At 38.2% G+C, this 23,772-nt stretch carries 17 protein-coding genes and 1 pseudogene; 5 read left to right on the top strand and 13 right to left on the bottom strand.

Features of this window, described 5'->3' with window-relative positions:
* Positions 1-7: 7 nt before the first annotated feature.
* Complete coding sequence (locus NSU02_RS09140; RefSeq protein ID WP_063389720.1) at positions 8-376, bottom strand: helix-turn-helix transcriptional regulator; 369 nt, start codon at positions 374-376, stop codon at positions 8-10.
* An 896-nt stretch (positions 377-1,272) separates the two neighbouring features.
* On the opposite strand from NSU02_RS09140, the gene NSU02_RS09135 reads away from it, so the two are divergent.
* The 3 genes from NSU02_RS09135 to NSU02_RS09125 all read left to right on the top strand — a co-directional run bounded on the left by NSU02_RS09135 (position 1,273) and on the right by NSU02_RS09125 (position 3,930).
* Entirely contained in the window at positions 1,273-1,830 is a 558-nt protein-coding gene (locus NSU02_RS09135) for a hypothetical protein (protein WP_339195472.1), read from the top strand.
* Positions 1,831-1,968: 138 nt separating this feature from the next.
* Entirely contained in the window at positions 1,969-3,255 is a 1,287-nt protein-coding gene (locus NSU02_RS09130; protein ID WP_339195469.1) for a sugar transporter, read from the top strand.
* A 3-nt stretch (positions 3,256-3,258) separates the two neighbouring features.
* Positions 3,259-3,930, top strand: coding sequence for an ABC transporter ATP-binding protein (locus NSU02_RS09125; RefSeq protein WP_339195466.1), 672 nt, complete (start codon positions 3,259-3,261; stop codon positions 3,928-3,930).
* Between the two features lie 335 nt (positions 3,931-4,265).
* On the opposite strand, the pseudogene NSU02_RS09120 reads toward NSU02_RS09125, so the two are convergent.
* From NSU02_RS09120 to NSU02_RS09105, 4 genes and pseudogenes are all read right to left on the bottom strand, one after another.
* Positions 4,266-4,619, bottom strand: a pseudogene (locus NSU02_RS09120) (transposase); the annotation flags it as partial.
* Positions 4,620-5,450: 831 nt separating this feature from the next.
* Complete coding sequence (gene cotJC, locus NSU02_RS09115; protein WP_063389715.1) at positions 5,451-6,020, bottom strand: spore coat protein CotJC; 570 nt, start codon at positions 6,018-6,020, stop codon at positions 5,451-5,453.
* 45 nt (positions 6,021-6,065) lie between these two features.
* Positions 6,066-6,326 carry a spore coat protein CotJB gene (locus NSU02_RS09110; protein WP_063389714.1) on the bottom strand — a complete coding sequence of 87 codons (261 nt, stop codon included), beginning with the start codon at positions 6,324-6,326 and terminating at the stop codon, positions 6,066-6,068.
* A gap of 5 nt (positions 6,327-6,331) precedes the next feature.
* The gene (locus tag NSU02_RS09105; protein ID WP_063389713.1) at positions 6,332-6,571 is read right to left on the bottom strand and encodes a spore coat associated protein CotJA; all 240 of its coding nucleotides are present in this window, start codon (positions 6,569-6,571) and stop codon (positions 6,332-6,334) included.
* A gap of 240 nt (positions 6,572-6,811) precedes the next feature.
* On the opposite strand from NSU02_RS09105, the gene NSU02_RS09100 reads away from it, so the two are divergent.
* Positions 6,812-8,296: an aldehyde dehydrogenase family protein gene (locus NSU02_RS09100; RefSeq protein ID WP_339195464.1), complete on the top strand. Its 1,485-nt coding sequence runs from the start codon at positions 6,812-6,814 to the stop codon at positions 8,294-8,296.
* Between the two features lie 26 nt (positions 8,297-8,322).
* Here the strand turns inward: NSU02_RS09100 and NSU02_RS09095 are convergent, their stop codons facing one another.
* A complete protein-coding gene (locus tag NSU02_RS09095) occupies positions 8,323-10,125 on the bottom strand; it encodes an IS1182 family transposase (RefSeq protein ID WP_339195461.1) in 1,803 nt (600 codons plus the stop codon).
* Between the two features lie 1,534 nt (positions 10,126-11,659).
* Between NSU02_RS09095 and NSU02_RS09090 the strand changes: the two genes are divergently transcribed.
* Complete coding sequence (locus tag NSU02_RS09090) at positions 11,660-12,511, top strand: superoxide dismutase (protein ID WP_311067248.1); 852 nt, start codon at positions 11,660-11,662, stop codon at positions 12,509-12,511.
* A 5-nt stretch (positions 12,512-12,516) separates the two neighbouring features.
* Here NSU02_RS09090 and NSU02_RS09085 read toward each other — a convergent pair whose 3' ends face one another.
* The 7 genes from NSU02_RS09085 to NSU02_RS09055 form a co-directional block, all read right to left on the bottom strand.
* Positions 12,517-13,959 (bottom strand): NAD(P)H-hydrate dehydratase, encoded by a 1,443-nt coding sequence (locus tag NSU02_RS09085; RefSeq protein ID WP_339195456.1) that lies wholly within the window; start codon positions 13,957-13,959, stop codon positions 12,517-12,519.
* A 49-nt stretch (positions 13,960-14,008) separates the two neighbouring features.
* Entirely contained in the window at positions 14,009-14,215 is a 207-nt protein-coding gene (locus tag NSU02_RS09080; protein WP_063389709.1) for a DUF6501 family protein, read from the bottom strand.
* 74 nt (positions 14,216-14,289) lie between these two features.
* Positions 14,290-15,549: a 2-oxoglutarate dehydrogenase complex dihydrolipoyllysine-residue succinyltransferase gene (odhB, locus tag NSU02_RS09075; protein WP_130157576.1), complete on the bottom strand. Its 1,260-nt coding sequence runs from the start codon at positions 15,547-15,549 to the stop codon at positions 14,290-14,292.
* A 16-nt stretch (positions 15,550-15,565) separates the two neighbouring features.
* Complete coding sequence (gene sucA, locus NSU02_RS09070) at positions 15,566-18,409, bottom strand: 2-oxoglutarate dehydrogenase E1 component (RefSeq protein ID WP_063389707.1); 2,844 nt, start codon at positions 18,407-18,409, stop codon at positions 15,566-15,568.
* A 250-nt stretch (positions 18,410-18,659) separates the two neighbouring features.
* Positions 18,660-20,576 (bottom strand): hypothetical protein, encoded by a 1,917-nt coding sequence (locus NSU02_RS09065; RefSeq protein ID WP_339195453.1) that lies wholly within the window; start codon positions 20,574-20,576, stop codon positions 18,660-18,662.
* 10 nt (positions 20,577-20,586) lie between these two features.
* The gene (locus NSU02_RS09060) at positions 20,587-21,468 is read right to left on the bottom strand and encodes a MoxR family ATPase (RefSeq protein WP_066250323.1); all 882 of its coding nucleotides are present in this window, start codon (positions 21,466-21,468) and stop codon (positions 20,587-20,589) included.
* 822 nt (positions 21,469-22,290) lie between these two features.
* Positions 22,291-23,757 carry an amino acid permease gene (locus NSU02_RS09055; protein WP_339195451.1) on the bottom strand — a complete coding sequence of 489 codons (1,467 nt, stop codon included), beginning with the start codon at positions 23,755-23,757 and terminating at the stop codon, positions 22,291-22,293.
* Between the last annotated feature and the right edge of the window lie 15 nt (positions 23,758-23,772).

The raw sequence follows: 23,772 nt of genomic DNA, 5'->3' as shown, positions 1-23,772 counted from the left end.
TCCATATTTATGCAAAATTGTCTCGTATAGCTTTTTCAATAATTGCTTTTGAGCGGTCCAGCTCTGCTTTTAGTTGTCTTTTATATTGTTTTGCTTTTTCATAATCGACAAACTGATAATAGACAACCTCTTGAAACTCGGCTCCTTCTTTTTTTCGTTTAATTTGTTTTAAAATGCCGTCTTTTATTAAATCATGAAGCGCTTTGTACAGCTCAGAATGATTCGGACGGTAGCCATACGGGCGAAACTCTTCCCGCAGTTCATCCAATATTTTAAAACCATACAGCCGCTTCTTTTCCGTCATCGTGATTAAATATAATTTTAAAAAAGCTCGCTGCTTCAATAAAAAGCCGCTAGGTTTTCTTTTTTCCGTCATCTCTCCATCCATCTCCTTTTTACAATAATATAATTATGTAAACTTATAGTTTTCCGATCCTTTTATTTTAATCATAATATAAGTTCATATAAAAATATATCTTTTTTTCATTTAGAACATTGTTTGCAAAATGAATTGTCACACAATATGACAAGACCTCCAAGCTATTTGTTAAAATATTTGTTTTAGCATAAAGTGGAATGGCATTCGGCTGTTGGTCAATCCGAAAGTCTTTTCCTCTACCACCGAATGTTGACCTTTTTAAAATTTCGATTGCTTCTCGGAAGCATCGGGCATGAACATTTTTTATTCACGCAATAATGAGTGTTACAAACAAGATGATTCTGTCTGAAAAAACGTAGATTAATGGGATGGATTACTTAAAATCATTATTCCTAACATGCCACCTTTTGAAAACCATTAGAAAAATTTAGGAGCAGCTTGACCAAGGGATCCAACCTTCATTATAATATTTCTATAAATTGCCAAAAACCTCATTCGGAAATACTATTTTAAAATAAATTACATGACTTTGTTTTCGGGTTTCATCACATAAGAATTCACAGGCTGCTTATCTATGCTTGGCTTCCCGCTTCAGTACAATTGCATGATTTGTTGTTTATAGTCTACTAGAACTAAAAATTTCTGACCAACTAAGTACAGCCCATTCAGTTGCAATTTTAAACGAGGAAAGAATATTATTTGTGTGAAATTCAAGCAATTTTGAGAGGATAAGTTATGAATTTAATCTGACTGCTGCCGGAATTATTCTTGATGGTCTCAATGAACTTTCTTATATTTCATGGTGATTGACTCTAACTGTAATAGCCTTTAGCCTCCTAATGTTTTAATTTTTGTAATAAGGCGGGACACCTTTTCTTATAAAGGGGATAAAAATGCTCAAATTAAAAAATGAAAGAATAATAAATTTACTTTCTTTTTGCCTGTTAGTGCTAGCAGTTGTGGCGAGTTCATTTTTTTCCATTAAACAGTTTCAAGTGATTGAGCAATTTGATAAACTGCAAGCGAGCTTTCCATTGTTTGCACATTCGTTTGTTACTGCTTTGTTAATTTTAATACAATTGATTGCGGGAATTATCGTGATCATAATCGAAACAATATTTGTTACTTATATTACAAATGTCATGACGAATAAAAAGTTTACATTTAGTAACTTTTTATCAGCCATCATTTTTGCGAATCTTGTTTCCATTTTATTAAATATGACGATCATTTCACTGGCTGGCTTTGATCAATTGCAAGATATTCAATGGCTGGGCTGGTTTCCAGGTTCGCAAATCCTATTGGTTGTTTTTTTCTACTTATATTTATCATATTTAGACAGTTCCACTTCTATCAGCCTAAAAACAAAACTGTGTACAATAATATTTTCGACCACTTATGGTTTGACGCTTATCATTCAAACGTTCATGACTGTTGTGCAATTTCAATGATCTTAGGAAGGTGCATAATATGGAAAAAAAATTTAAGGCTAAAATGAGAATATTGTTCGTAATCTCGATAATTGTTTTTTTAGTAGGAATTTTTAATCTAGTAAAAATTGTTGCGAAAATGTTGGGGAATTGAAGAAGATGAAATACTTCAAATACAAGCGGTTAATGAAAAAAAGAAAAGCATTAGCAAATTTCGAGATTTTATTTGGGAATTTTCTAAATAAGTTTGCTGGCGGCGATAAAAAATTGCTGCTGGTCTTTCTTTATAACGTCAATGCAGTCATTACTTTCGCTTCGATGTTAGCACCGATTTTTGTCTATTTGCTCATTTATTTTTTTCATTCCTTTATAATAAATATAAATCCTTTTTATATCGCCACTATCTATTTTTTTATAACGCTTTTGTTCACTGATATTAATAATGATGATTACGATCATGTGGAACTGGAGAATATTTCTCAATGGATGTATAAAGCTCACAAAATTAAATTTCAATTACTGATTATTAAAAAATTGCTGTTAACATTTGGAACAAACATTCTTTCTTATTGTTTTTTTATGTTGATTTTTATGAGAGAATTTCATTTTAGTTACATAACCATCCTTTTATACGAGATTTTCGTCTTAATAGCTGTTTTTTTTACTATTATTGTAAAATTTTTATGGAGCAATCCTCAGATTGTCTTTTTATTTATTCACGGGCCGAACGCTACGAAAAAGAAAGAACATTTCATCCGGTATAAAAATGACCTGCATTTAGATCAGTATCAAGCGGCTTTATCCCGATCTTGTCAAAATAGAACTTACTACTTATATATATTGTATACTTATTTGTTTGCAGTTGCTTCTTTAGTTCTGATATGTATGATTCATTTTTATTTTAATATTCATAAATTGATTATCATTTCGGTTTATTTAGGAATTGAAAGCGCGATGATTAGTATGATATCTCAAGGAATCATAAATAGCTCAAAACTGTTAAACGACTGTAATTTAAGCGATTTTTATTATATAAAGAAGTTTGATCAAAAAACTTATTATGAGAATTCGCTTTCTAAATTTCTGTCAAGAAGGCTCATCGTAATCCTAATCAGTTATTATGCTGGTGTATTCCTTTATGGATTTTCATTATTTTCAGCTGTCACTGTTTTATGTTCAACAATCATTTACTTCTACACAATAAAAATCATTTCAAAAAGAGTCTATCGCTTTCAAAAATTATCAATAGAAGATATTAAAAACAATTTTTTTGTATATTTTTTTAATCCTTTAGAAGATTTATTCGTTTTAGGATTGCCTTCTATTGCATGCAGCGCTGTAGCTTTTTATTCAATGAAATTCGGCAGTATATATCCTATACTCTTTTTCTTTATTGTTTATTCACATTTTTTATTATTATATAATTTTCTGACAAAAGAGAGGTAAAACATGCTTGAATTGATCAATATAAAAAAAAGATATGGTGAATCAGCCTACATTTTTGACGGTATTAACTTAAAAATAGATAACATGAGCATTGTTGAATTACTTGGTGAAAATGGAATTGGCAAATCAACGTTGTTGAATATCATCGGTGGAATGACAACATTCGATGGGAACATCAAGTTAAACAATATTTCATTAAAGGACGATTTTCAAAAGTATATAAAAGGAGTCTCCTTAATTGGCAATACACCATTTTTATACGATTATTTAACACCGGCTGAAACAATTGATATGATCTTATCCTTCCTGAATGGGGAAAGATTAGATTCGTCTCTAGAAGGTCTTATAGAAAAAATTGGACTCTACAAATATAAAAATACCCTTACACGCGAACTGTCTTTAGGAACGAAACAAAAACTATCTTTAATTTTAGCACTTCTATCTTCGCCTAATTTGATTCTCCTTGATGAACCTTTTGTCAATTTCGATATTAGGTCAAGAAAAGTTATTCTCGATTATTTGAAAAATTACGTCATGCAAAACAAGGCAATTTTAATTTATGCCACTCATTCAACGGATGCTGATTTAACTGATTTTTCAAATCAAAAGATCATTTTAAAAAGGAATGAACAACTGAATACAGTAGTTTTAGAGTGCGGCAGCCGTGAAGCATAAATTTTGTATGCTCGGTTATAGGAAGTTCATTTTTCTTTTTGGGCTTTCTAAGGAACAGTTTCACCTTGCTTTTTCCGCTATTTTACTAACATACAAATACTGTTTGAATCATTCTTTCATATAGCAGAATGAAAAACAAAAAAATTCCTAAAAAAACAGCATTTACGAGGATAGCTCGAGTAAATAGTAGTCAAAGCCTGATGAAACAGTTCATAAAGGAGTCCAAAAGCTATTCAAAACCAATCAATCTCTATAAAAATTGACCCTGCTAGAACAGTCGCTAATGTTAATGGAGATTTTCAAACTCAAGGGGCAGTGTCTTGGACTTATAAAGCCTTGGTTGGAAGATTGTTGTCTAGCTCTTTGGAGCGCTTCACGTGCATCGGGTTTGTCATCACGAGAGGAATGCCCTTCTCGTCAAGAAAGTAAGCGAGATTGAGCCAATAATGTCCCGTTGGCTCGATGCCAACGATCACTTCCGTTTTTTCAACTTCCTCCATCGCTTTCACGATGCACTGGTACAACCATTCCAATCCTTCTTTCGATTGCAGAACGGGAAACGGCTTTTTTAACACCCTCCCTCGCTCATCCACAAAGCAGGCATAATGCTTCTTTTTCGCGATATCCATGCCAACGATGAGCGTTTGATCGGTGACTTGATTAATCTTCTTGTTTGAGATAGAACTCATGTATAGTCCTCCTTGGTATCCAAATTAGGGGGCAATTAATCCGATTGACACCCCCGAATCATACCAAGAGGGCTTTTTTATTCAAGTCCCCGAAAAAACTTCTAACAGGAATGTTCCTTATAGGCTTTTGTTTATTCTTTGCTATGGCTGTTCCTAGCCTAATCATTTACTTTGTTTCTTTAGGAGTTAATCATTTCTTAGGAGACTATGTAAATTATAGCTCTCGGTCAGACTTATACATTTTTCTTTATTGGTAAGTGCAGTAGCACTCGTTTATATGCTCAGATTTATGGTAATTATTAAAGGACTCGCAGCATCGCTCATAATACCTAACTGGATCACTTACATTTTTGAGTTTTCTTTTGCATAGATAGCTGTGTATTTTCCATACAGTATGTTATAAATAACCATTTAAGTAATGTGTCCATTTTTCAAGGAGGAGAGTTACTTTTATCCTTTTTTGTTGCATTTTTATTTTTAGGGTGTGCCATTCTTTTCTAACCTAGATGATATATCAAGGATAAAATTGGGATAGACATAGTAGAAGTAGAAAATACTATGTCTTCATAAATATTAAGGAGGAGGATATGATTTTGAATTTTATTCATGGGCTAAAGAAAATGGATTAAGTAATGCAAAATACACTATTTTTGTACGTGAACAGCTTCAATTGATCGATTGTACAGCTGCTTGTATTATTTTAAAAGAAAGAGAGTAAAAAAATTCGATCAATGCTGTCAATCTTGGATATTACCAACAATGTTCTGCCTGAAACATAAAAGGAGCATCCAATAGATGAAAGTACGTCTGATTGGATGCTCCTTGAACTTCTTAAAAAAACTTTTTACGATCACGTTCTTCTTTTAAAATTTCCACCGCCTCCCGAAAACGTTGCGAATGAACAATTTCTCTTTGGCGCAAAAATCTTAATCCGTCATTTAAGTCTGGATCATCTGACATATCGATAATCCATTGATAAGTAGCTCTTGCTTTTTCCTCGGCAGCTATATCCTCATACAAATCAGCTATCGGATCCCCTTTTGCTTGAATATAAGTCGCAGTCCACGGAGTTCCAGCAGCGTTGTTATAAAACAAGGCGCTGTCATGATTGACATAATGCTCGCCTAGTCCTGCTTCCTTTAATTGTTCCGGTGTCGCATCTTTCGTCAATTTATACACCATTGTTGCGATCATCTCCAAATGAGCAAATTCTTCTGTTCCAATATCCGTTAAAAGTCCTACTACTTTGTCGGGGATCGTGTATCTTTGATTCAAATAGCGAAGGGCGGCAGCAAGTTCTCCATCTGCTCCGCCGTATTGTTCAATTAAATATTTTGCAAGTTTTGGGTTGCACGTACTCACCCTGACAGGATATTGTAGTTTTTTTTCATAAAACCACATGTTCTTTCTCCTTTCATCGTATGAGTATAGTTAAACGGATTAAAGCTATACTTGCCATGGCCACGGCATCGTTCCCCAGCTCCAGTTCGCGTCTGAAAAGCTGTTTCCAAATTGCTGCAGCGCACCGAATTTTGATTCAAACATTTGCTTCAATTGTTTTGAGTATTGGGCATATTGGTTAAATTGCTGGATTGCTTCTATATCATTTGGATGAGTGTCTAGATAAAGCGATAATTCAACAAGCACGAAATCAGCCGCTTGAATTTCTTCAAGGAGCTGATAGTACTCTTGAGGAAGCTCCTTCATTTTGGCTACCTCCCTTTTTTCTCATACGGATTTTCGTAATAGTCATAAAAAAATCGCCAAAGAGTCCCTTTTTTTAATGCTTCTTTTGCGGAAAATTGCTGCAAGTTCGGCGGCTGAAAACCGAGGAAAAGGTTTGGCGGTGTGGAATAGTATTTGACACCGATTGGTTTACATGGATCATATCTGCTATGAAAAGGACGATATGATTTTACGGTCGTAAAAGATTTTTGATGCTTCTCATTCATAGTCATCACCTCTTTGAAGTTCATTTCTCTTTATACGATTATTCTTAAATAGTTTGTCTTGATGACTGAAATAAAGTTGTTTTCTTAAGTTTTCTGCGGCCATCCAGCAATTGTTGGTCAGGAGATTTTTGGTAATTTTTAAAAAATGGGTTGAAATATTCTGAATTTTCCTTTATTATAAAACTGTATTTCGTTCATCCAGAGTTTACACAACGAAAAAAAAAATTAGGAGGATGATCGATGAGTCAATTAATCGCTAATGTTGAAGGGAAAGTAGCGGAGTTTCTAAAGGGGAAAAAAAAGTTGTACATTAATGGTGAATTTGTCGAAAGCGTTTCCGGCAAAACGTTCGACACTCCTAATCCAGCAACTGGAGAAACTCTTGCAACGGTTTATGAAGCGGACAAAGAAGATATTGACCGTGCTGTCCGTGCGGCAAGAGCTGCTTTTGACAGCGGGCCATGGTCCAAAATATCAGCTGCTGAACGAAGCCGATTATTGTACAAACTGGCGGATTTGCTGGAGGAAAACAAAGAAGAACTAGCTCAGCTGGAAACGCTGGATAACGGAAAACCGATCCGGGAAACTAGAAATGCAGATATTCCATTAGCCATTGAACACTTGCGTTACTATGCCGGATGGTCTACAAAAATAGTCGGGCAGACCATTCCTGTCAACGGACCATTTTTCAATTATACAAGACATGAACCTGTTGGTGTTGTCGGCCAGATTATTCCATGGAACTTCCCGCTTCTAATGGCAATGTGGAAACTTGGTGCCGCTCTTGCAACTGGTTGTACAGTCGTTTTGAAGCCTGCAGAACAAACTCCACTTTCAGCCCTTTATTTAGCAGAGCTTATTGAAGAAGCAGGTTTCCCACCTGGGGTTATCAACATAGTACCGGGCTTTGGGGAAACAGCTGGGCAAGCGATTGTTGATCATCCTCTGATAGATAAAATTGCTTTTACCGGATCGACGGAAGTCGGCAAGCTGATAATGAAAAATGCCGCACGTTCACTGAAGCGAGTTACGCTGGAATTAGGAGGCAAATCGCCGAATATTATTTTGCCGGATGCTGATCTGTCAAAAGCGATTCCAGGTGCATTAAACGGTGTAATGTTTAATCAAGGTCAAGTATGCTGTGCAGGTTCTCGTGTGTTTATTCAGAAAAAACATTACGATAATGTATTAGCAGATATGGCCTCCCATGCCAAAAATATCCGCCAAGGCTTTGGCCTGAATCCGGAAACGGAAATGGGGCCGCTCGTATCTGAAGAGCAGCAGTCAAGAGTGTTGAATTATATTGAAAAAGGAATTGAAGAAGGCGCAGAAGTTGTGACCGGCGGATCTACGCCATCTGAAAAAGGGTATTTTGTCACTCCTACAATTTTTGCTGATGTTGAAGATAAAATGACAATTGCCAAAGAGGAAATATTCGGTCCGGTCATTGCTGCATTGCCTTTTGAAGATTTAGATGAAGTTATTGATCGGGCAAACAACAGCGAATACGGCTTAGCTGCCGGTTTATGGACGAGAGATGTGGCCAACGCTCACTATGTCGCCAATCGCTTGAGAGCAGGAACTGTTTGGGTCAACTGTTATAATGTATTTGACGCAGCTTCTCCGTTTGGCGGATACAAACAATCAGGTATCGGTCGCGAAATGGGTTCATATGCTTTGAACAACTATACAGAAGTAAAAAGCGTGTGGATTAGCTTAAATTAAAATATATAATTCAGAATAGCGCCTGTCTAAAAAACAATATCTATGGGGCTGTCCGATAAGTCCCTAAAATGAAGCAAGTGGAGAAAAACAATTCGTTTCTCTCCACTTGCTTTTATATTTTTTCGATTTTTATCTGAAAGTAGCTGGCGGATACCGGCTACTTTCAGTATGTTGTGGGCTAATGCCACAATCCCAAACTCAACATGTACCTTGTCGAGGCCCCGCAAAGAAAATCTGCGGAACGACCGATTGCCCTTGATGTGACCGAACACACTTTCTGCCTCGACTTTGCGTCGAGCGTAGATGGCGGCTTTCTCTTCACATTCAAGGGCTGTTTTGGCCTTTGCTTTCATTTCTTCGAAGATGGGATTCCAGTGAACTTGACGATTTCCCTTCGCTTTTGTGCATTTCGCTTTCAATGGGCAATCGGTACAATCTTCACATTCGTATATTTTGAAGCTTTGTTCATAGCCAGATGGATTCTTTTTGTTTTGGTATTTTTTAAACGTTACTCTCCTTCCATTCGGGCAAATAAAACAATCATCCTCTTCACAATAGGTCCAGTTTTTGGCATTTTTAATGTCTTTTTTGTATGTACGTGTTTGTTCTTTTACATAGCTCCCATAAGGAATTAGAAACTCAAAACGGGGCTCTTTCTCATCACCAACTGCATATACATAGTTTTCTTCACTACCATAGCCTGCATCCGCAATGACCGTTTTGGGCATCGGTAATGAACTGGAGGCTAGCTTCTCCATATGTGGGATAAAGCAACGTGTATCGGTCGGTCGTTGATGAATGGTATAAAACAAGATAAACTGATTCTCTGTCCCCATTTGCACGTTGTATCCGGGCTTGAGCTGACCGTTTTTCATATGGTCTTCTTTCATGCGCATGAAGGTTGCGTCTTTGTCTGTTTTCGAGTAGCTGTTACGGTCACCGAACATTTCCTTTTGTTCCTTGTATCTTGCCATTCGGGGCAGGAAATCTTCCCGAATTTGTTTCACCGATTTCTTTAATTGACTGCGTTTTTTTCGCTTCTCTTTCCGAATGGATGTATCGGTCTCCTTTTCGATTTCTTCCGTTAGCGTTTCAACTTTTTCTTCTATTTCTTTTGCGATTTCCTCCATGTTTTGTTCGGTGATCTCTGTATGTTGATCGCTTTCCTTTTGCCCTGTTCCGGCTTCTAATTGGGTTAATTCATGAATGTGCTTTAGTGTTTCTTGGATTTTTTCTTTTAATTTCTCTTCGAATTTCAAAGTGGATTTTTTCCACACAAAAGAATACTTATTGGCATTGGCTTCGATCTTAGTGCCATCCAAAAAGTAGTTTTCCATCGTGATGTAATGTTCTTTTATCAATTTGAGAATCATGACTTCAAAGAGCTCATCCATGAAAGCTTTCATCCGTTCCCCTCGGAACTCATTAATGGTGCGAAAATCTGGTTGTTGCATCGCTGAAAGCCACATGGCAGGAATATTTTCTTTAACGAGTTTTTCGATTCCTCGGCAGGAATAAACCTTTTGAGAATAAGCATACAGAATGATTTTCAGCATCATTTTGGGATGATAGGAACTTCTGCCGCCGCCTTTATAATGAGAAAACAATTGTTTATCTGGTATCGCCTCCACCATTTCGTCCACGACACGTGCCACGTGATGTTCGGGTATAAGAGATTCAATATCATAAATCATTTGAACTTGACGGTTGTCATATGGTTTGAAAGTAGGGGCTAAATTTCTTTTGGCAGGAGTTTTTTCTTCTTTTCCATCTAGAGGAAGTGTCATTTGTGTGTTATAATTTTCACGAGTAATCATTTGATTGCTCATAAAAAATCGTCCTTTCTGTAATGTTGTGTGGTAACTTCATTTTACTAGAAAGGACGATTTTTTTGTGCATTTTTTTTAAAAAGTGAAAAAATGAGGGGCTCCAAAAAGTCAGTTACCCTGACTTTTTGGACAGCCCCTTTCCAGTTGTCGAGAACTTCTCCTAAAAGGTTGAGTTCCGCCTGCTTTAGTACTTTCTGCATTGAGAAAAGCTCGGGCATTTCCTCTGTGAAAAACAACAGAAACAGTAATTGTCCATAATACAGCAGAACACCCCTTCCCTGTTCGGCTTTAAATTGAAAAAAGCGTTGTCTTCTCTGCTTTTTACAAATTAAAGGACGCACAGCATCAAAAAGGAATTACAGGGAAAATCGCGATATAAAATGAACATTGTTTCTAAAAATCTTTCAAAAACAGAAATGAAGAAGATTATGAAATCTTTAAAGGAAAACCAAGTAACGGGATAAATCAAGTAATTTTATATATGAAATCTGTACAAATAGTAAACAAAATGAATTTAAAGGGTGTATAGACAGATGAAGCTATTATTTGAGATTGAAGAATATGAGGATACAAAAGATGCTCCTTTTGAGCTATCCTTTTATTTCTACCAAAGATTATATATGTATATTGTTGAAAAGGGACAAAAACAACATTCCGTGATGGTCTTTTATTAGATATCGGAGATTACTTGATCAAATTCAGTAATGAAAAATAGTTCAAGGGACCGTAGAAGCTATGAGAATGCTTTAAAATATTACATTAAAAAAATCCCAAAATCGTCTGTTTATTGATTGTTGTATTATGATTCAAGCAAACAAAAAGTACTGGATTGTCATTTCACGGACTTTGTTAAAGCTTTTATAAAGGAATACCAAGATATATAGACGACATTTTAAAGCAGGATGAAAATGCGTATGATGATAAAATTTTTGTTATGATGGCAGATCTAATCAAGAAGTTACATAGTATTTGTTGTTAAAATGAAATTTGAATGTACTTACTTCTGTCATAAAATAGAGTTTGTCTATTAGTTCCCAAAAAAGCTAAAGAAGCTGACGTGCTTATTTTAAAAGATGAAAAGTATACTGTTCAATGAACGATGTTTGGGCAGATTGACTTAAGGGGCTGTCCAATAGTTGATTTCACGGTATTGGATCCCCCTTTTCATGTTCAGTAATGCTGATATATCAGCATTTCTTGATTATTGAATTCCAATGGATGTATCCTTTTGGGACAATCCCCTGATCTTATTTTGCATTGATATGCATGGCATTTTTCATACATAATTCAGGCAGCTGCTCTTTTTTCATAACAAGACCGAGTATTTACAAACATATTTCTTCCCATCCAGCCTCTCCTCTCACAAAAAAAATGCACGTCTTCAAAAAATCATCCGTTTTTAATTGGTGAAAAACCGCTTTAAGGAGCTCCCCTCTTCCATCTAAAAAAAGACGCGCTTCTTTTAGTTCACCCTTTTTCAAATTGCTTCATATAGTATTCTGGACGATTGAATGAAAAGGAGGATTTTGTTGTCTTGAGTGAATCGTATATTAATGAATTAAAAAAATGGTGTGATGATCTTTATGGAAACATCATTTCAGAACACCCTTTTGCAAGCGAATTCGAGGAAAAAATAATCCGTTTCAAAACAGAGCTGGACAAAGCCGAGTCCGTTTCAGAAAGCGAACTTTATGAACAGGCGAATCAATTGTATGATGAATTCAGATTATTTATTGAAGGTGAAGATGACCGGTCTTTGGCTGTGCCGATAGGACAACATAAGCTCCCTCCTCTTCCCTATCGATACAATGCGCTTGAGCCGTATATTTCAGAAGAAATCATGAGGCTTCACCATTTGAAACACCATCAAAGCTATGTAGACGGTTTAAACAAGGCGGAAATCGAAATGGAAAAAGCACGGAGAACAGGAGATTTTTCATTGATTAAACATTGGGAACGGGAAGCAGCTTTCAATGGGGCAGGCCACTATTTGCATACAATTTTTTGGAATGTCATGAATCCAAAAGGCGGGGGCGAGCCAAAAGGTGAATTAAAGGAAGCGATCAAAAATTCATTTGGAAGCTTTCAAGCATTTAAAAAGCATTTCAGCGAAGCTGCAAAAGCAGTCGAAGGCGGAGGCTGGGCGATATTAGTATGGTCCCCCCGTTCAAGAAGATTGGAAATATTGCAGGCGGAAAAGCATCAAAACTTAAGCCAATGGGATGTCATTCCTCTTCTTGTATTAGATGTTTGGGAGCATGCATACTACTTGCAATATAAAAACGATCGGCAAAAATATATCGATAATTTTTGGAAAATCGTCAACTGGCCAGAAGTGGAACAAAGATTTCAAACTGCAAAAAAAGTCATTTGGAAGCCATATTGATAAGGCTATTCGAATCGTTTCATCACTTCCGGCAAAATGTCTGGAATATCGCCCGCAAGCATTGATCTTACACCTTTCGTTTTTACAAACAGATCTGCACATAAACCGTGTAAATAGACTGCATTTGCCACAGCTGCTTTTTTGTTCTCATAATAGGACAAAAAAGCAGCGATGATTCCCGTTAATGCATCTCCGCTCCCGCCTTTGCCCAAAGCAATGTTTCCAGTTGGATTGATCATTCCTGTTCCATCCGGAAATGCAATCACTGTATATTGGCCTTTTAAAACAACAATGACATTTTCTTCAACGGCAAATTTAGAAGCAGCTTCGATTCTGTTCTTTTGTATATAGCTGATCGGCTGATCGATTAAACGGCTAAATTCACCCGGATGCGGTGTTAACACAATAGGATGTTGTCTATTTTTCGGATATGTGCGTTTATGTAACGCACCGGCATCCAGCACAACAGGCCAATCGTTTTGTAAGATGGATTGAATGGCTTTTTCGGTCTCTTCTCCAGGAACGATACCTGGTCCAATTGCACATACTGACAGCTTTTCCGGGAATTCACCATCTCCTGCTTTTATAAGACCTTCAAAAAAATAAGTTGCTTCAGGAATTTGCCCGGCGATGGCACCGGCTACAAATGGTGTTGTGCCGATCACAAGCTTGCCAATTCCTGCCCTCATAGCTCCCTTCGCAGCAAGAAGCACACTTCCCGGCATTTCGTCGGAGCCAGCAATTAAATAGCCTGTTCCAAAAGTGCCTTTATGGGAAAAAGACGGATGGTTCGGCCATGTTTGCTTCACATCTTTTTCTGTCCAGACCTTCCATTTCCCTTCTTCCTTCAGGCCGATGGACACAACTTCCTTTTTTCCGTAAAAAGATGAAGAAGGCAGCAAAAAGGCTGATCGCTTATATCCGTGGATGCTGATGGTGACGTTTGCTTTAACCGCTATTGGCGCTTCTCCGGAGTCGGATAAAACTCCTGAAGGAACATCAACGGAAACGACAAAAGCGTTTTGTCCATTAATCCATTCAATGATGTTTTTCACATCATCTCTTAGCGGATGCCTTGCACCGACCCCCAGCAAAGCGTCAACGATGACTTGGTAATGATTTTGTTCATATTCGGCTGTTTCGAGAAAACCGCTGTTTTTATAAAAAGCGAAATGATGCTTCGCTGCTTCACTTTTCGGTGCCCCAAGCGGAAAAGAAAGCTCGGCATGGTAGCCGTTTTGTTTTAAATATCTGGCCAAAACAATTCCATCTCCGCCGTTGTTGCCTTTACCGGACAATATTAAAATGCGATCATCTTTTTTTACATACGAAACAAGCTTTTGAAATAAAGAGCGCCCGGCGTTTTCCATCAACACAATAGAAGAAAGGCCATTTTTTTCTGCCAGATTGTCAATGTTGCGAATATCCTCTTCAGTATAAACGAACACGAACAACACCTCCTCTCAAAAAGGAAAGAAAAAATAAAGGGATGATTAGCTATTTTGCCTCTTCAAAATATTCTTTGTAAAATCCGCCTACTTTTCCGGAATTGTCGATAATAAAATAATACTCTTCCGTTTCGTTCAAGACATCATAAGTTTGTCCAGGTGTCAATACATTATTTACCATATACTTTTTTGCATTTGTATGTAAACATACAACTTTTTTATTCGCTTTTTTGTTTTTCCATGATAGATGATTCATGTTTGCCACTCCTTCATTCGTTCGTTTTCATATGAAAAGAAGAACGCGGAATGCGTTCTTCCTTCATTAGTGATTTACCCTTCCAGCAAGAGCTGCTCTGGATCCTCCAACAGCTTTTTGACAGTTGCCAAGAAGCTGACAGCTTCTTTTCCGTCAATAATACGGTGGTCATATGATAAAGCAATATACATCATCGGACGGTTTTCAATGCGCTCTTCGTCAATCGCAACTGGGCGAAGCTGGATTTTATGCATCCCTAAAATACCGACTTGAGGTCCATTTAAAATCGGTGTTGACAATAAAGATCCGAAAATACCGCCGTTTGTTATCGTAAATGTTCCTCCTTGCAGATCCGAAAGCGCAAGTTTATTTGCTCTCGCTTTTGCTGCAAGATCGGCAATTTCTTGCTCGATTTGAGCAAATGTTAAACGATCTGCATCTCTTACAACAGGAACAACCAAACCTTCATCTGTAGAAACAGCTACTCCAATATCATAATATTTTTTCAACACAATTTCATCGCCTTGAATTTCCGCATTCAGTAGAGGGAATTTTTTCAAGGCTGCGACAACTGCTTTTGTAAAGAAGGACATAAAGCCTAAACGAACATCATGCTCCTCAAAAAATTGATCTTTTCTCCGTTTGCGGATGTTCATAACTGCTGTCATATCCACTTCATTAAAGGTTGTCAGCATAGCTGCTGTATTTTGAACTTCTTTTAGACGTTTGGCAATGGTTTGTCTTCTGCGGGACATTCTGATCCGTTCCACAGGCTTCTGATCTGCAACCGTTGCCTTTTGTGTTTCTTGCGGTTCTGGTTTTGGTTTATTAGGGGCTTTTTCTTCCGCTTTTGGCGCTTCATAATATGCAATATCTTGTTTGCGAACACGACCGAGCGGATCAGCCGTCGGCACGGCCGATAAGTCGATTCCTTTTTCACGTGCAAGCTTTCTTGCTGCAGGTGTTGCGATTGGGCGCGGTTTGCCTGCAGACTGTTCTTCCGATTCCACTTGAACTGTTTGCTCCTCTAGATTTTGCTCTGGAGCGGCTTCTACTTTTTGTTCTGGCTGAGGGCTGCTTGCCTGTGGAGCTTCACTTGCGCCTTCATCGATGATTCCGATGACTTCGCCAACTTCGACAACATCGCCCTCATTTTTAAATACTTCTTTTAAAACACCAGCATGTTCAGCAGTAATTTCAACATTGACCTTATCGGTTTCCAGCTCAAGAATGTATTCGCCTTTTTCAATTTTATCGCCAGGTTTTTTCAACCATTGAGAAATTGTACCTTCTAAAATGGATTCTGCTAGTTCTGGAACTTTAATTTCAGCCATTTTTTAAATTTCCTCCTCATTCATTCCATGTAAGCGCTTCTGTTATGATTCGGCTCTGCTCTTTTTTGTGAATTGTCGGGTCTCCTTCTGCAGGGCTTGACCGTCTTGGACGTCCAATATATTTAACAGCGAGCTTATCACCCACAATAGATTTTAATTGCGGATATGTGAAAATCCACGATCCCATATTCTTCGGCTCTTCTTGCACCCAGACGATTTCCTGCAAGTTAGGGTATCTTTCTATAATCTCTTTAATTTCTTCTTCAGGGAACGGATAAATTTCCTCCACCCGTACAATATGAAGAAAATCTTTTTGATCTAATTTTTGCAGACCATTCGCCAATTCTATCGATATTTTGCCAGTGCACAAAATTAAACGTTTTACTTTTTCTTTATTTTGACCTAAACCAGGCTGTTCAATAACCGGTTGAAATTGACCTTCAGTCAGCTCTGTAACGTCGGAAACCGTATTTGGATTACGCAGCAAGCTTTTTGGCGTCATAATGATGAGCGGACGCACTTCTTCTTTTGTTAAAATCGCTGCTTGTCTTCTTAACAAATGAAAATATTGAGCAGCAGTCGTTACATTTGCCACCGTCCAATTGTTTTCTGCAGCAAGGGTCAAGTACCGTTCCAAACGCCCGCTGGAATGTTCCGGTCCCTGGCCTTCATATCCATGCGGCAGCAACATGACGAGTCCAGATTTTTGTCCCCATTTTGCCCTGCCGGCTGAAATAAATTGATCGAATATGACTTGTGCAACGTTTGCAAAATCACCGAATTGTGCTTCCCAAATGACAAGCGTTTCCGGAGAAAATACGTTATATCCGTATTCAAATCCCAATACAGAAACTTCAGACAACGGGCTGTTATGAATCGCAAACGATGCTTGAACATCCGACAAACGATGCAGCGGCGAGAAGGTTTTGCCTGTTTTCACATCGTGCAAGACTAAATGTCTATGAGCAAAAGTCCCGCGTTCCGAATCTTGTCCAGTAATTCTAAGCGGAGTTCCATCTCTCAAGATTGTCGCAAAAGCGAACGCTTCTGCAAGCGACCAATCTACTTTTCTTTCTTCTTCATATACTTTTGCCCTGCGTTCTAGAATTTTTTGCAATTTATTAAAAACGGTGAATCCTTCTGGGAAAGTAATTAATTCCTTGTTAATTTTGTCAAGGACATCCACCGGCACAGTCGTGTCGATTTTGGGCAGACCATGGCTGACCGTTTCTGGAATATGAATTTCCTCTTCTTGGTGTTCGTTTTTTGGAACTTTATCGTATGCTTTTTTCAGCCGATCCTGCACTTCTTGTTCAAACTTTCTTGCGTCTTCTAAAGAAATAATTCCATCGCTTTCAAGCTGTTTAGCATATAATTTGCAAATTGTTTCATGTTTCTTAATTTTTTCATAAAGCAACGGATTTGTCGCCATCGGCTCATCCATTTCGTTATGCCCGTAACGGCGGTATCCGATTAAATCAATTAAGAAATCTTTATGGAATTTATTGCGATACAAAATGGCAATATAAACAGCTGCCAAACATGCTTCTGGATCATCCGCATTCACATGAACGATCGGAATTTCGAAGCCCTTGGCTAGGTCGCTGGCATATTTTGTTGATCGAGAATCATGGCTTTCCGTCGTAAATCCAATCATATTATTGGCGATAATGTGGATTGTTCCTCCGGTTTTGTAACCGTTTAACTGACTAAGGTTAAGAGTCTCTGCCACGACTCCCTCGCCAGGGAATGCTGCATCGCCGTGAATCAGCACAGCCATGGATTTGTGAATATCTTGTTCAGGATATCCGCGCACATTACGATTATCTTGGGCTGCACGTGTATACCCTTCCACAATCGGATCCACAAACTCTAGATGGCTAGGGTTGTTCGCTAGCGTGAGCCGTGCACGAACAACATTATGATCTTTAATTTTTCTGTCCGCACCTAAATGATATTTCACATCTCCGGTCCAGCCGTAGTTGATTCCGATTGAACCTTCAGACGGAACCAATTCTTTGTTCGGTGCATGCTGGAACTCAGAGAAAATAAGCTCAAATGGCTTTCCTAACACATGAGCCAACACGCTTAGTCGGCCCCGATGCGCCATTCCGATGTTTATATTTGTCGTTCCGCTTTTCACAGCTTCAGAAATCAGCTCATCAAGCATCGGAACGAGCATATCAACACCTTCAATGGAGAATCTCTTTTGGCCGACAAATGTTTTATGGAGAAAAGATTCAAATCCTTCAACTTCTGTTAATCGCTTCAAAAGAGAAATGCGTTTCTCTTTTGAAAGTGTTTTGAAAATTTTCCCAGATTCCACCATTTCGTTTAGCCATTCATGCTCTTCAAAATTGTGGACATGCTGAAATTCAAATGCAATCGATTTTGAATAAACATCTTTTAAATATTGGATCGCTTCGTACCCGTTGTGTACATGATCAGGAGTATACGGACTCAACAATTTGGCCGGTATTTCAATTAAGTCCTCTTTCGTCAGACCGTATCTTGATTCATTCAAAACATCTTCTTCGTTATGTTTTATCCCCATAGGATAAATAGAAGCATCCAAATGTCCAAATGTCCGAATATCCTCTGCAAACCTTACAGCAGCTGCTACTTTTTGCAGCTTTTCAAACGTATAAGACAAATTTCTGCTTACAGTGGATGAGGAGTTTACATAAGATTGTTCAGTTAGAGCCTCAGGAGCCCCCCAAGCATCAAACATGTTTCTTAATTCTTCATCAACAGAATTCGGATCTTCTAAATATTGTTCATATAAGTCCATGACATACCCTAAATTAGGTCCGTGAAAATCACGCCATGCGATTTTTAAATTTGACGAAGTTTCTTCCATTTTCTTAAAAACCCCCAATGATCACTAATCATTAGAATTCTTCTGCTTTGTTTCCCCACAAAAAATTTTTTTAAATTCTCATCACCATCCCACAAGAAGCAAGCTATATTTTTTTAAATAACCGCTTCCACCGCTATTTTAACACTATTCATCAGATTGACCAATAGTATTTACTTAAAAATTAGCATCTTTATATAATAATTTTCTTGATTTTTTGAATACATGTTGTATTCTGCCATGTTTTGGCGGTTTATTCGATTGTTTTTTGCAGCAATTTTTTCAAAAGCGGGAACAAGACGTCCGGGAGTTCTGTGATATTTTGCACCATGATGCTGTGTTTTCCATAAATCGTTTTCATTACCTTTCTTTTGCTTTCTTCAACTGCTCCGGCGGATAAAAATATGTTCAGCACCTCTATACCGTGCTTTCGAGCATTCATTACGGCTTCATGTGTATCGACAATTCCGTTTTGATCATATCCGTAGGCAGCAGGCTCACCGTCTGAAAAAACAAGAAGAAATTTTTGCTTCTCTTTTCTTGCAAGCAGTTCGTTTGTCATATGCCGGATCGCAAAACCGTCGCGGTTATCTTCTTCAGGCAAAAGCTGCATGATTTCTGGTCCTGAGCTGGAGCTAAGTGAAGTTTCGAAGTTGATTACTTTTTTGAAATAGTTCGGCTGGTTGTTTTCTGTACTGTTTGCCGAGTCTTCCCAAAAACCGACAATTTGATGTGGAACCCGAACGGACTTTAACGTTTCATGAAACAAAATGATGCCTCGTTTTGTTTCTTCCATTTTGTCGTGCATGGATGCAGAGCAGTCGACGAGCAGTGTAAACACCCCGTCAAGATCATTCGCAGGATTCCTTTTTTTGAAAAAAAGCTTCGGGTTTTCATCCGTCCATAGACGCAACAGCTTTTTATTCAATCTGCCGAAATGTTCATCTTGTTTTGGATATGTCTTTTTATGTTCAAGCGTTTTTTGAATGATTCGCTGCAAACGTTTTTTGTACACGATCAATTGCTGCAATTCCTTTTCATACGCAGATTTTTCTGCTTCCTTTGGCATGTTTGCCGTCAGGAAATATGCTTTTGCATGCTTGTTTTCCTTCCCGAGTTGTTGTTGTATTTCTTGCTCTGCTTCTTTTTGCAGCTTTTCATCAGCATTTACTTCGTCATAATAATTGTTTTGAGTCTGTCTAGCTGAACCTTCCACAATCACAAGCGCCTGATCTCCCGTCTCAGTTTGCCTTGCATGTTCATCTATTAAATTCGTTTGCGTTCCTTGTTCTAAATCAAATTGCAAAAAGCTTTTCGTCGGTGTGGATGTTTCACGATGCCATATGGCCATTTTTTCATCATGAAGATCTTCATCGCCCTTTTTTACATTATCCAGTGCATCCTGATTTTGAAGCCGGTCTTTTCGTTTCATGTCGTCAAAAGTCAAGGTATGGAGATCTTTTTCCGATAAATCAGGCAAAATGAAATAAGTATGGATCAAATCTTTTTTCAACACTTCATCCAACAGCCCCATCGTCTTCAGGACAATATCGGAAACTTCTTTCGTGCTATTTGCATCGTATACGTTCATCACTTGTTCCTTCACGAAAGGCAGCAGTTCATCTATTTGGACGCTTATTTCTGGTACATTCAAAACAGGTGATGTGGCCGTAGCCATTTCATACAGGGCCGCAAAGAGCGCATCGGTTGCAAATCCCCGATCAAGGCTTGCTTTCAGCTGATCACGGTAATATTTTTTATAAATATTCAGCCGCTTGCGGAAATAGCGCTTTGTCCCGGGACGATCGCGTTTAACCAGTTCTTCAATCCGGACATCTTCAAGCAGCATCAACAGCTGTTTTGCAAATTTTTGATGATGTAATATCCGAACGAGATCATGAAATGCAGCAATTTGATGAAAATCCGTATAATAATAGCTGCCAATTGCGCGCAAATAAATGTCTGATTTAAATCCTGCAAGCTTGTCTTCTTCCGCACGATCGTTCCAAAAATGGCTGATATAAATTTTTTGTTCTGCTGGATGAAAGTAAGACTGAACGGCAAAAGCGATATCGATATCTCTTCGTTTTGTCAATGTTTGCGCTAAATCGGACAGCTCCATCATTAACATTGAATCTATGATTTCATCATTAAATTTTATATAATGCATCGGATTTCCCTCACTCAAAAACGGTTTCTGCAATGTTCATGATCGCTCTTTTTTCCAGCTCATCATCCAATTTTGCTGCAATGGCCCGTTCAATCGCTCTTAAAGGGGGCAAATAAACCGACAAATCGCAGGCATCGATCAAAGCCCGGATGGAAGCTGCTTCTTCCGAAACCTTCCCGATTTTTACTTGTGTAATAATGTCGCTGGATAATGTGAGAAACTTTTCTATCAGCTTTTCATCTTTTAAAGAAGACTGCTCAGTGAGCACTTGTTTTAACTTTTCATTTTGTACATATGGAACATCAATCACGACGAATCGGTTTTTCAACGCTTCGTTTAACGGAACCGTCCCTACATACCCTTCGTTAATAGCTGCGATGACACCAAATCCCTCTTTCGCCGCCACAACCTCTTGTGTAAATGGATTCGTGATCCGCCTCCGGTAATCTAGCACCCCATTTAAAATTGGCAATGTCTCAGGTTTCGCCATATTGATTTCATCTATATATAAAAAATGCCCTTTTTTCATCGCCTGAATAACAGGTCCTTCGACAAACTCAATGGCTGTTTGATTGCTGGAATTGACAATCGTTTTATATCCAAGCAATGCTTCGGCATCAAGATCAACTGAACAGTTAATGCTGTGCATCGGCTGAGAAAAAAATGATGACAGCGTTTCAGCAAGTTTCGTTTTCCCAGCACCGGTCGGTCCTTTTAACAAAACATTTTTTCCAAGGGCCAATGCCACCAGCGCATCATACAAAATGACTGGATCGTCAGACAAAAAACCGCCTTGTCCAATTAATCTTTGATCTTGATCAGAATGCACCCGCTTTTTGCGAGATTCAATTACATTTATTATTTCTTTTGGCAAATGAAGCTCTAAAGACATCATAAAAATTTCCTTTCTAATCATCACGTTCTTTTTTATATTGTTTCACTACATAACTATATCATATCCTTTTTTAACACATTAATTTTTAAGATTCTTTTGAATTTAAAATATTATAATTTTTACAGACAGCACAAACCATAGACGTGGTTTGTACTACTGGGATTGTCCAGAAAGTCAAAATCCATCAAATCATAAGCATGAATATATCAACGTTTTAAAAAAAGTTAAAGGGGCGTCTATAAGCCCAAAAATCGACTTATTAGACAGCCCCCTATAAATCAATAAATTATATAGAAATTTATTTATATTGAACTCAACTTTCGCATACCAGTAGCTTAGTTAAAATTTTATATATATATAGATCTTGTAATTCAAATGTATCATTTAACATTTTGGCAACATTAAGAAAGACACCTATTTTCAGACCGTCGAAAAACGGTCCAAGCTACATATCCATGCAGATGTTAACATGTCAAGTTATATATAGGGAGGAATGGATTAATCCAATCGTTTTCTATCTTACCAAATGAAAGACGCCTTTCCGCCATTCCCCCATCTCTGGATGTTGGGAGCTCTGAACAGACAATCTTAATTATCGGAATAAAAAGAACAAATCATTTGATGGAAAAGATGAAGCTTTCCCTTTAACTGATGAATGCCGCTCCGTATCAAGAAAGAGCGGCTTTTCTGATTGGACCATCATTCGTTTACACTTGTCCTGCACCATACGAGCATTTTCGTCGTTGTGATGGCATACAAAATCCGTTGAACACCGAGCGTGCAGATTTTGGATACTAATGCGTCTTTTCAAGCGGCTTTTTAGTCTAATTCACATTCATCGAGAGGAACGACCTTTGTCTTTTTCACGATTTTATAGCCAAACCAAACTGCTAAAAACAATGGCAATCCAATGTAAGAAACGAGAATACCGTACCAGTCGATTGATTCTCCCATAAAGGCCCTGTAGTTCTGTCCCAAAATGACGACCGCGCAAAGTACCAGAGCGAACAGCGGTCCGAATGGAAACCATTTTGCTTTGTAAGGAAGATCACGGAGATCTCTCCCTTGCGCAACATACGCTTTGCGGAAACGATAGTGACTGATTGCAATGCCAAGCCATGCAATGAACCCCGACAAACCAGAAGCATTTAATAACCATACATAGACGATCCCATCCCCAAAAAACGAAGCCAAGAAAGCAAGCGTTCCTAATGAAGCAGTAACCAGTAATGCATTAACAGGGACTCCCCGGCGATTCAACTTAGCCAAAAATTTTGGCGCTTTCCCCTCTTTTGCTAGCCCCCAAAGCATCCGAGTAGACGCATACATACCAGAGTTTCCGGCTGATAAAACCGCTGTTAAAATGACAGCATTCATAACGGATGCAGCGAACGCAATGCCAGCTTTGTCAAAAACGAGAGTAAACGGGCTGACCGTAACATCGCTATTCGCTAGATTTTCATTCGTATATGGAATAAGAAGTCCGATTGCTAAAATAGTCAATATATAAAATAGCAAAATGCGCCAAAATACTTGCCGAATGGCGCGAGGAATGTTACGTTTCGGATCCTCGCTTTCACCTGCTGCAACTCCAAGCAGCTCTGTTCCTTGGAAAGAAAAACCCGCCGCCATAAAAATGCCGAGAGTCGCCATGAAACCACCATGGAATGGAGCGTCGCCGATGGTGAAGTTTTTAAATCCAACCGCTTCACCACCCATAATACCTACAATTATTAAAAAGCTGACAATAAGAAAAATAATGACTGTTACTACTTTAATGAGCGAAAACCAATATTCTGCTTCGCCAAATCCTTTTACGGATAAATAATTAAGCAGAAACATAACCACTAAGCATAAAGCGCTCCATAAAAGTGAAGGACTATCAGGAAACCAAAATTTCATAATGATAGTCACAGCAGAGAGCTCTGCGGCAATCGTAATGGCCCAGTTGTACCAGTAATTCCATCCTAGAGCAAATCCGAGCGCAGGATCGACAAACTTAGTTGCATACGTACTAAACGTTCCAGTAACTGGCATATAAGCTGCCATTTCTGCAAGACTGGTCATCAAAAAATACACCATTATACCAATTGCAATATACGCTACCAGCGCTCCGCCCGGCCCAGCAGTATGAATTGCTCCACCGCTGGCTAAAAACAATCCAGTGCCAATCGTCCCACCAAGAGAAATCATCGTTAAATGCCTTGTTTTTAGCTTGCGTCGAAGCTGGTTAGGCGAAGAATGGTCGGTCGTAGCTGTTTCCTTCTTTTTAATAACGCTTTCCATTGTTTTCATCGCTCC

Origin of the sequence: Aeribacillus sp. FSL W8-0870 (assembly GCF_037963755.1) — a bacterium.
Taxonomy (GTDB): domain Bacteria; phylum Bacillota; class Bacilli; order Bacillales; family Aeribacillaceae; genus Aeribacillus; species Aeribacillus composti.
This window is presented reverse-complemented; position numbering and strand designations above follow the sequence as displayed.

Excerpts from the sequence above, each read along its gene's own strand:
- cotJC (WP_063389715.1), bottom strand. The coding sequence starts at position 6,020 with ATGTGGTTTTATGAAAAAAAACTACAATATCCTGTCAGGGTGAGTACG.
- NSU02_RS09140 (WP_063389720.1), bottom strand. The coding sequence starts at position 376 with ATGACGGAAAAAAGAAAACCTAGCGGCTTTTTATTGAAGCAGCGAGCT.
- NSU02_RS09055 (WP_339195451.1), bottom strand. The coding sequence starts at position 23,757 with ATGGAAAGCGTTATTAAAAAGAAGGAAACAGCTACGACCGACCATTCT.
- sucA (WP_063389707.1), bottom strand. The coding sequence starts at position 18,409 with ATGGAAGAAACTTCGTCAAATTTAAAAATCGCATGGCGTGATTTTCAC.
- odhB (WP_130157576.1), bottom strand. The coding sequence starts at position 15,549 with ATGGCTGAAATTAAAGTTCCAGAACTAGCAGAATCCATTTTAGAAGGT.
- NSU02_RS09110 (WP_063389714.1), bottom strand. The coding sequence starts at position 6,326 with ATGAAGGAGCTTCCTCAAGAGTACTATCAGCTCCTTGAAGAAATTCAA.
- NSU02_RS09060 (WP_066250323.1), bottom strand. The coding sequence starts at position 21,468 with ATGTCTTTAGAGCTTCATTTGCCAAAAGAAATAATAAATGTAATTGAA.
- NSU02_RS09100 (WP_339195464.1), top strand. The coding sequence starts at position 6,812 with ATGAGTCAATTAATCGCTAATGTTGAAGGGAAAGTAGCGGAGTTTCTA.
- NSU02_RS09105 (WP_063389713.1), bottom strand. The coding sequence starts at position 6,571 with ATGAATGAGAAGCATCAAAAATCTTTTACGACCGTAAAATCATATCGT.
- NSU02_RS09065 (WP_339195453.1), bottom strand. The coding sequence starts at position 20,576 with ATGCATTATATAAAATTTAATGATGAAATCATAGATTCAATGTTAATG.
- NSU02_RS09095 (WP_339195461.1), bottom strand. The coding sequence starts at position 10,125 with ATGAGCAATCAAATGATTACTCGTGAAAATTATAACACACAAATGACA.
- NSU02_RS09130 (WP_339195469.1), top strand. The coding sequence starts at position 1,969 with ATGAAATACTTCAAATACAAGCGGTTAATGAAAAAAAGAAAAGCATTA.
- NSU02_RS09125 (WP_339195466.1), top strand. The coding sequence starts at position 3,259 with ATGCTTGAATTGATCAATATAAAAAAAAGATATGGTGAATCAGCCTAC.
- NSU02_RS09135 (WP_339195472.1), top strand. The coding sequence starts at position 1,273 with ATGCTCAAATTAAAAAATGAAAGAATAATAAATTTACTTTCTTTTTGC.
- NSU02_RS09080 (WP_063389709.1), bottom strand. The coding sequence starts at position 14,215 with ATGAATCATCTATCATGGAAAAACAAAAAAGCGAATAAAAAAGTTGTA.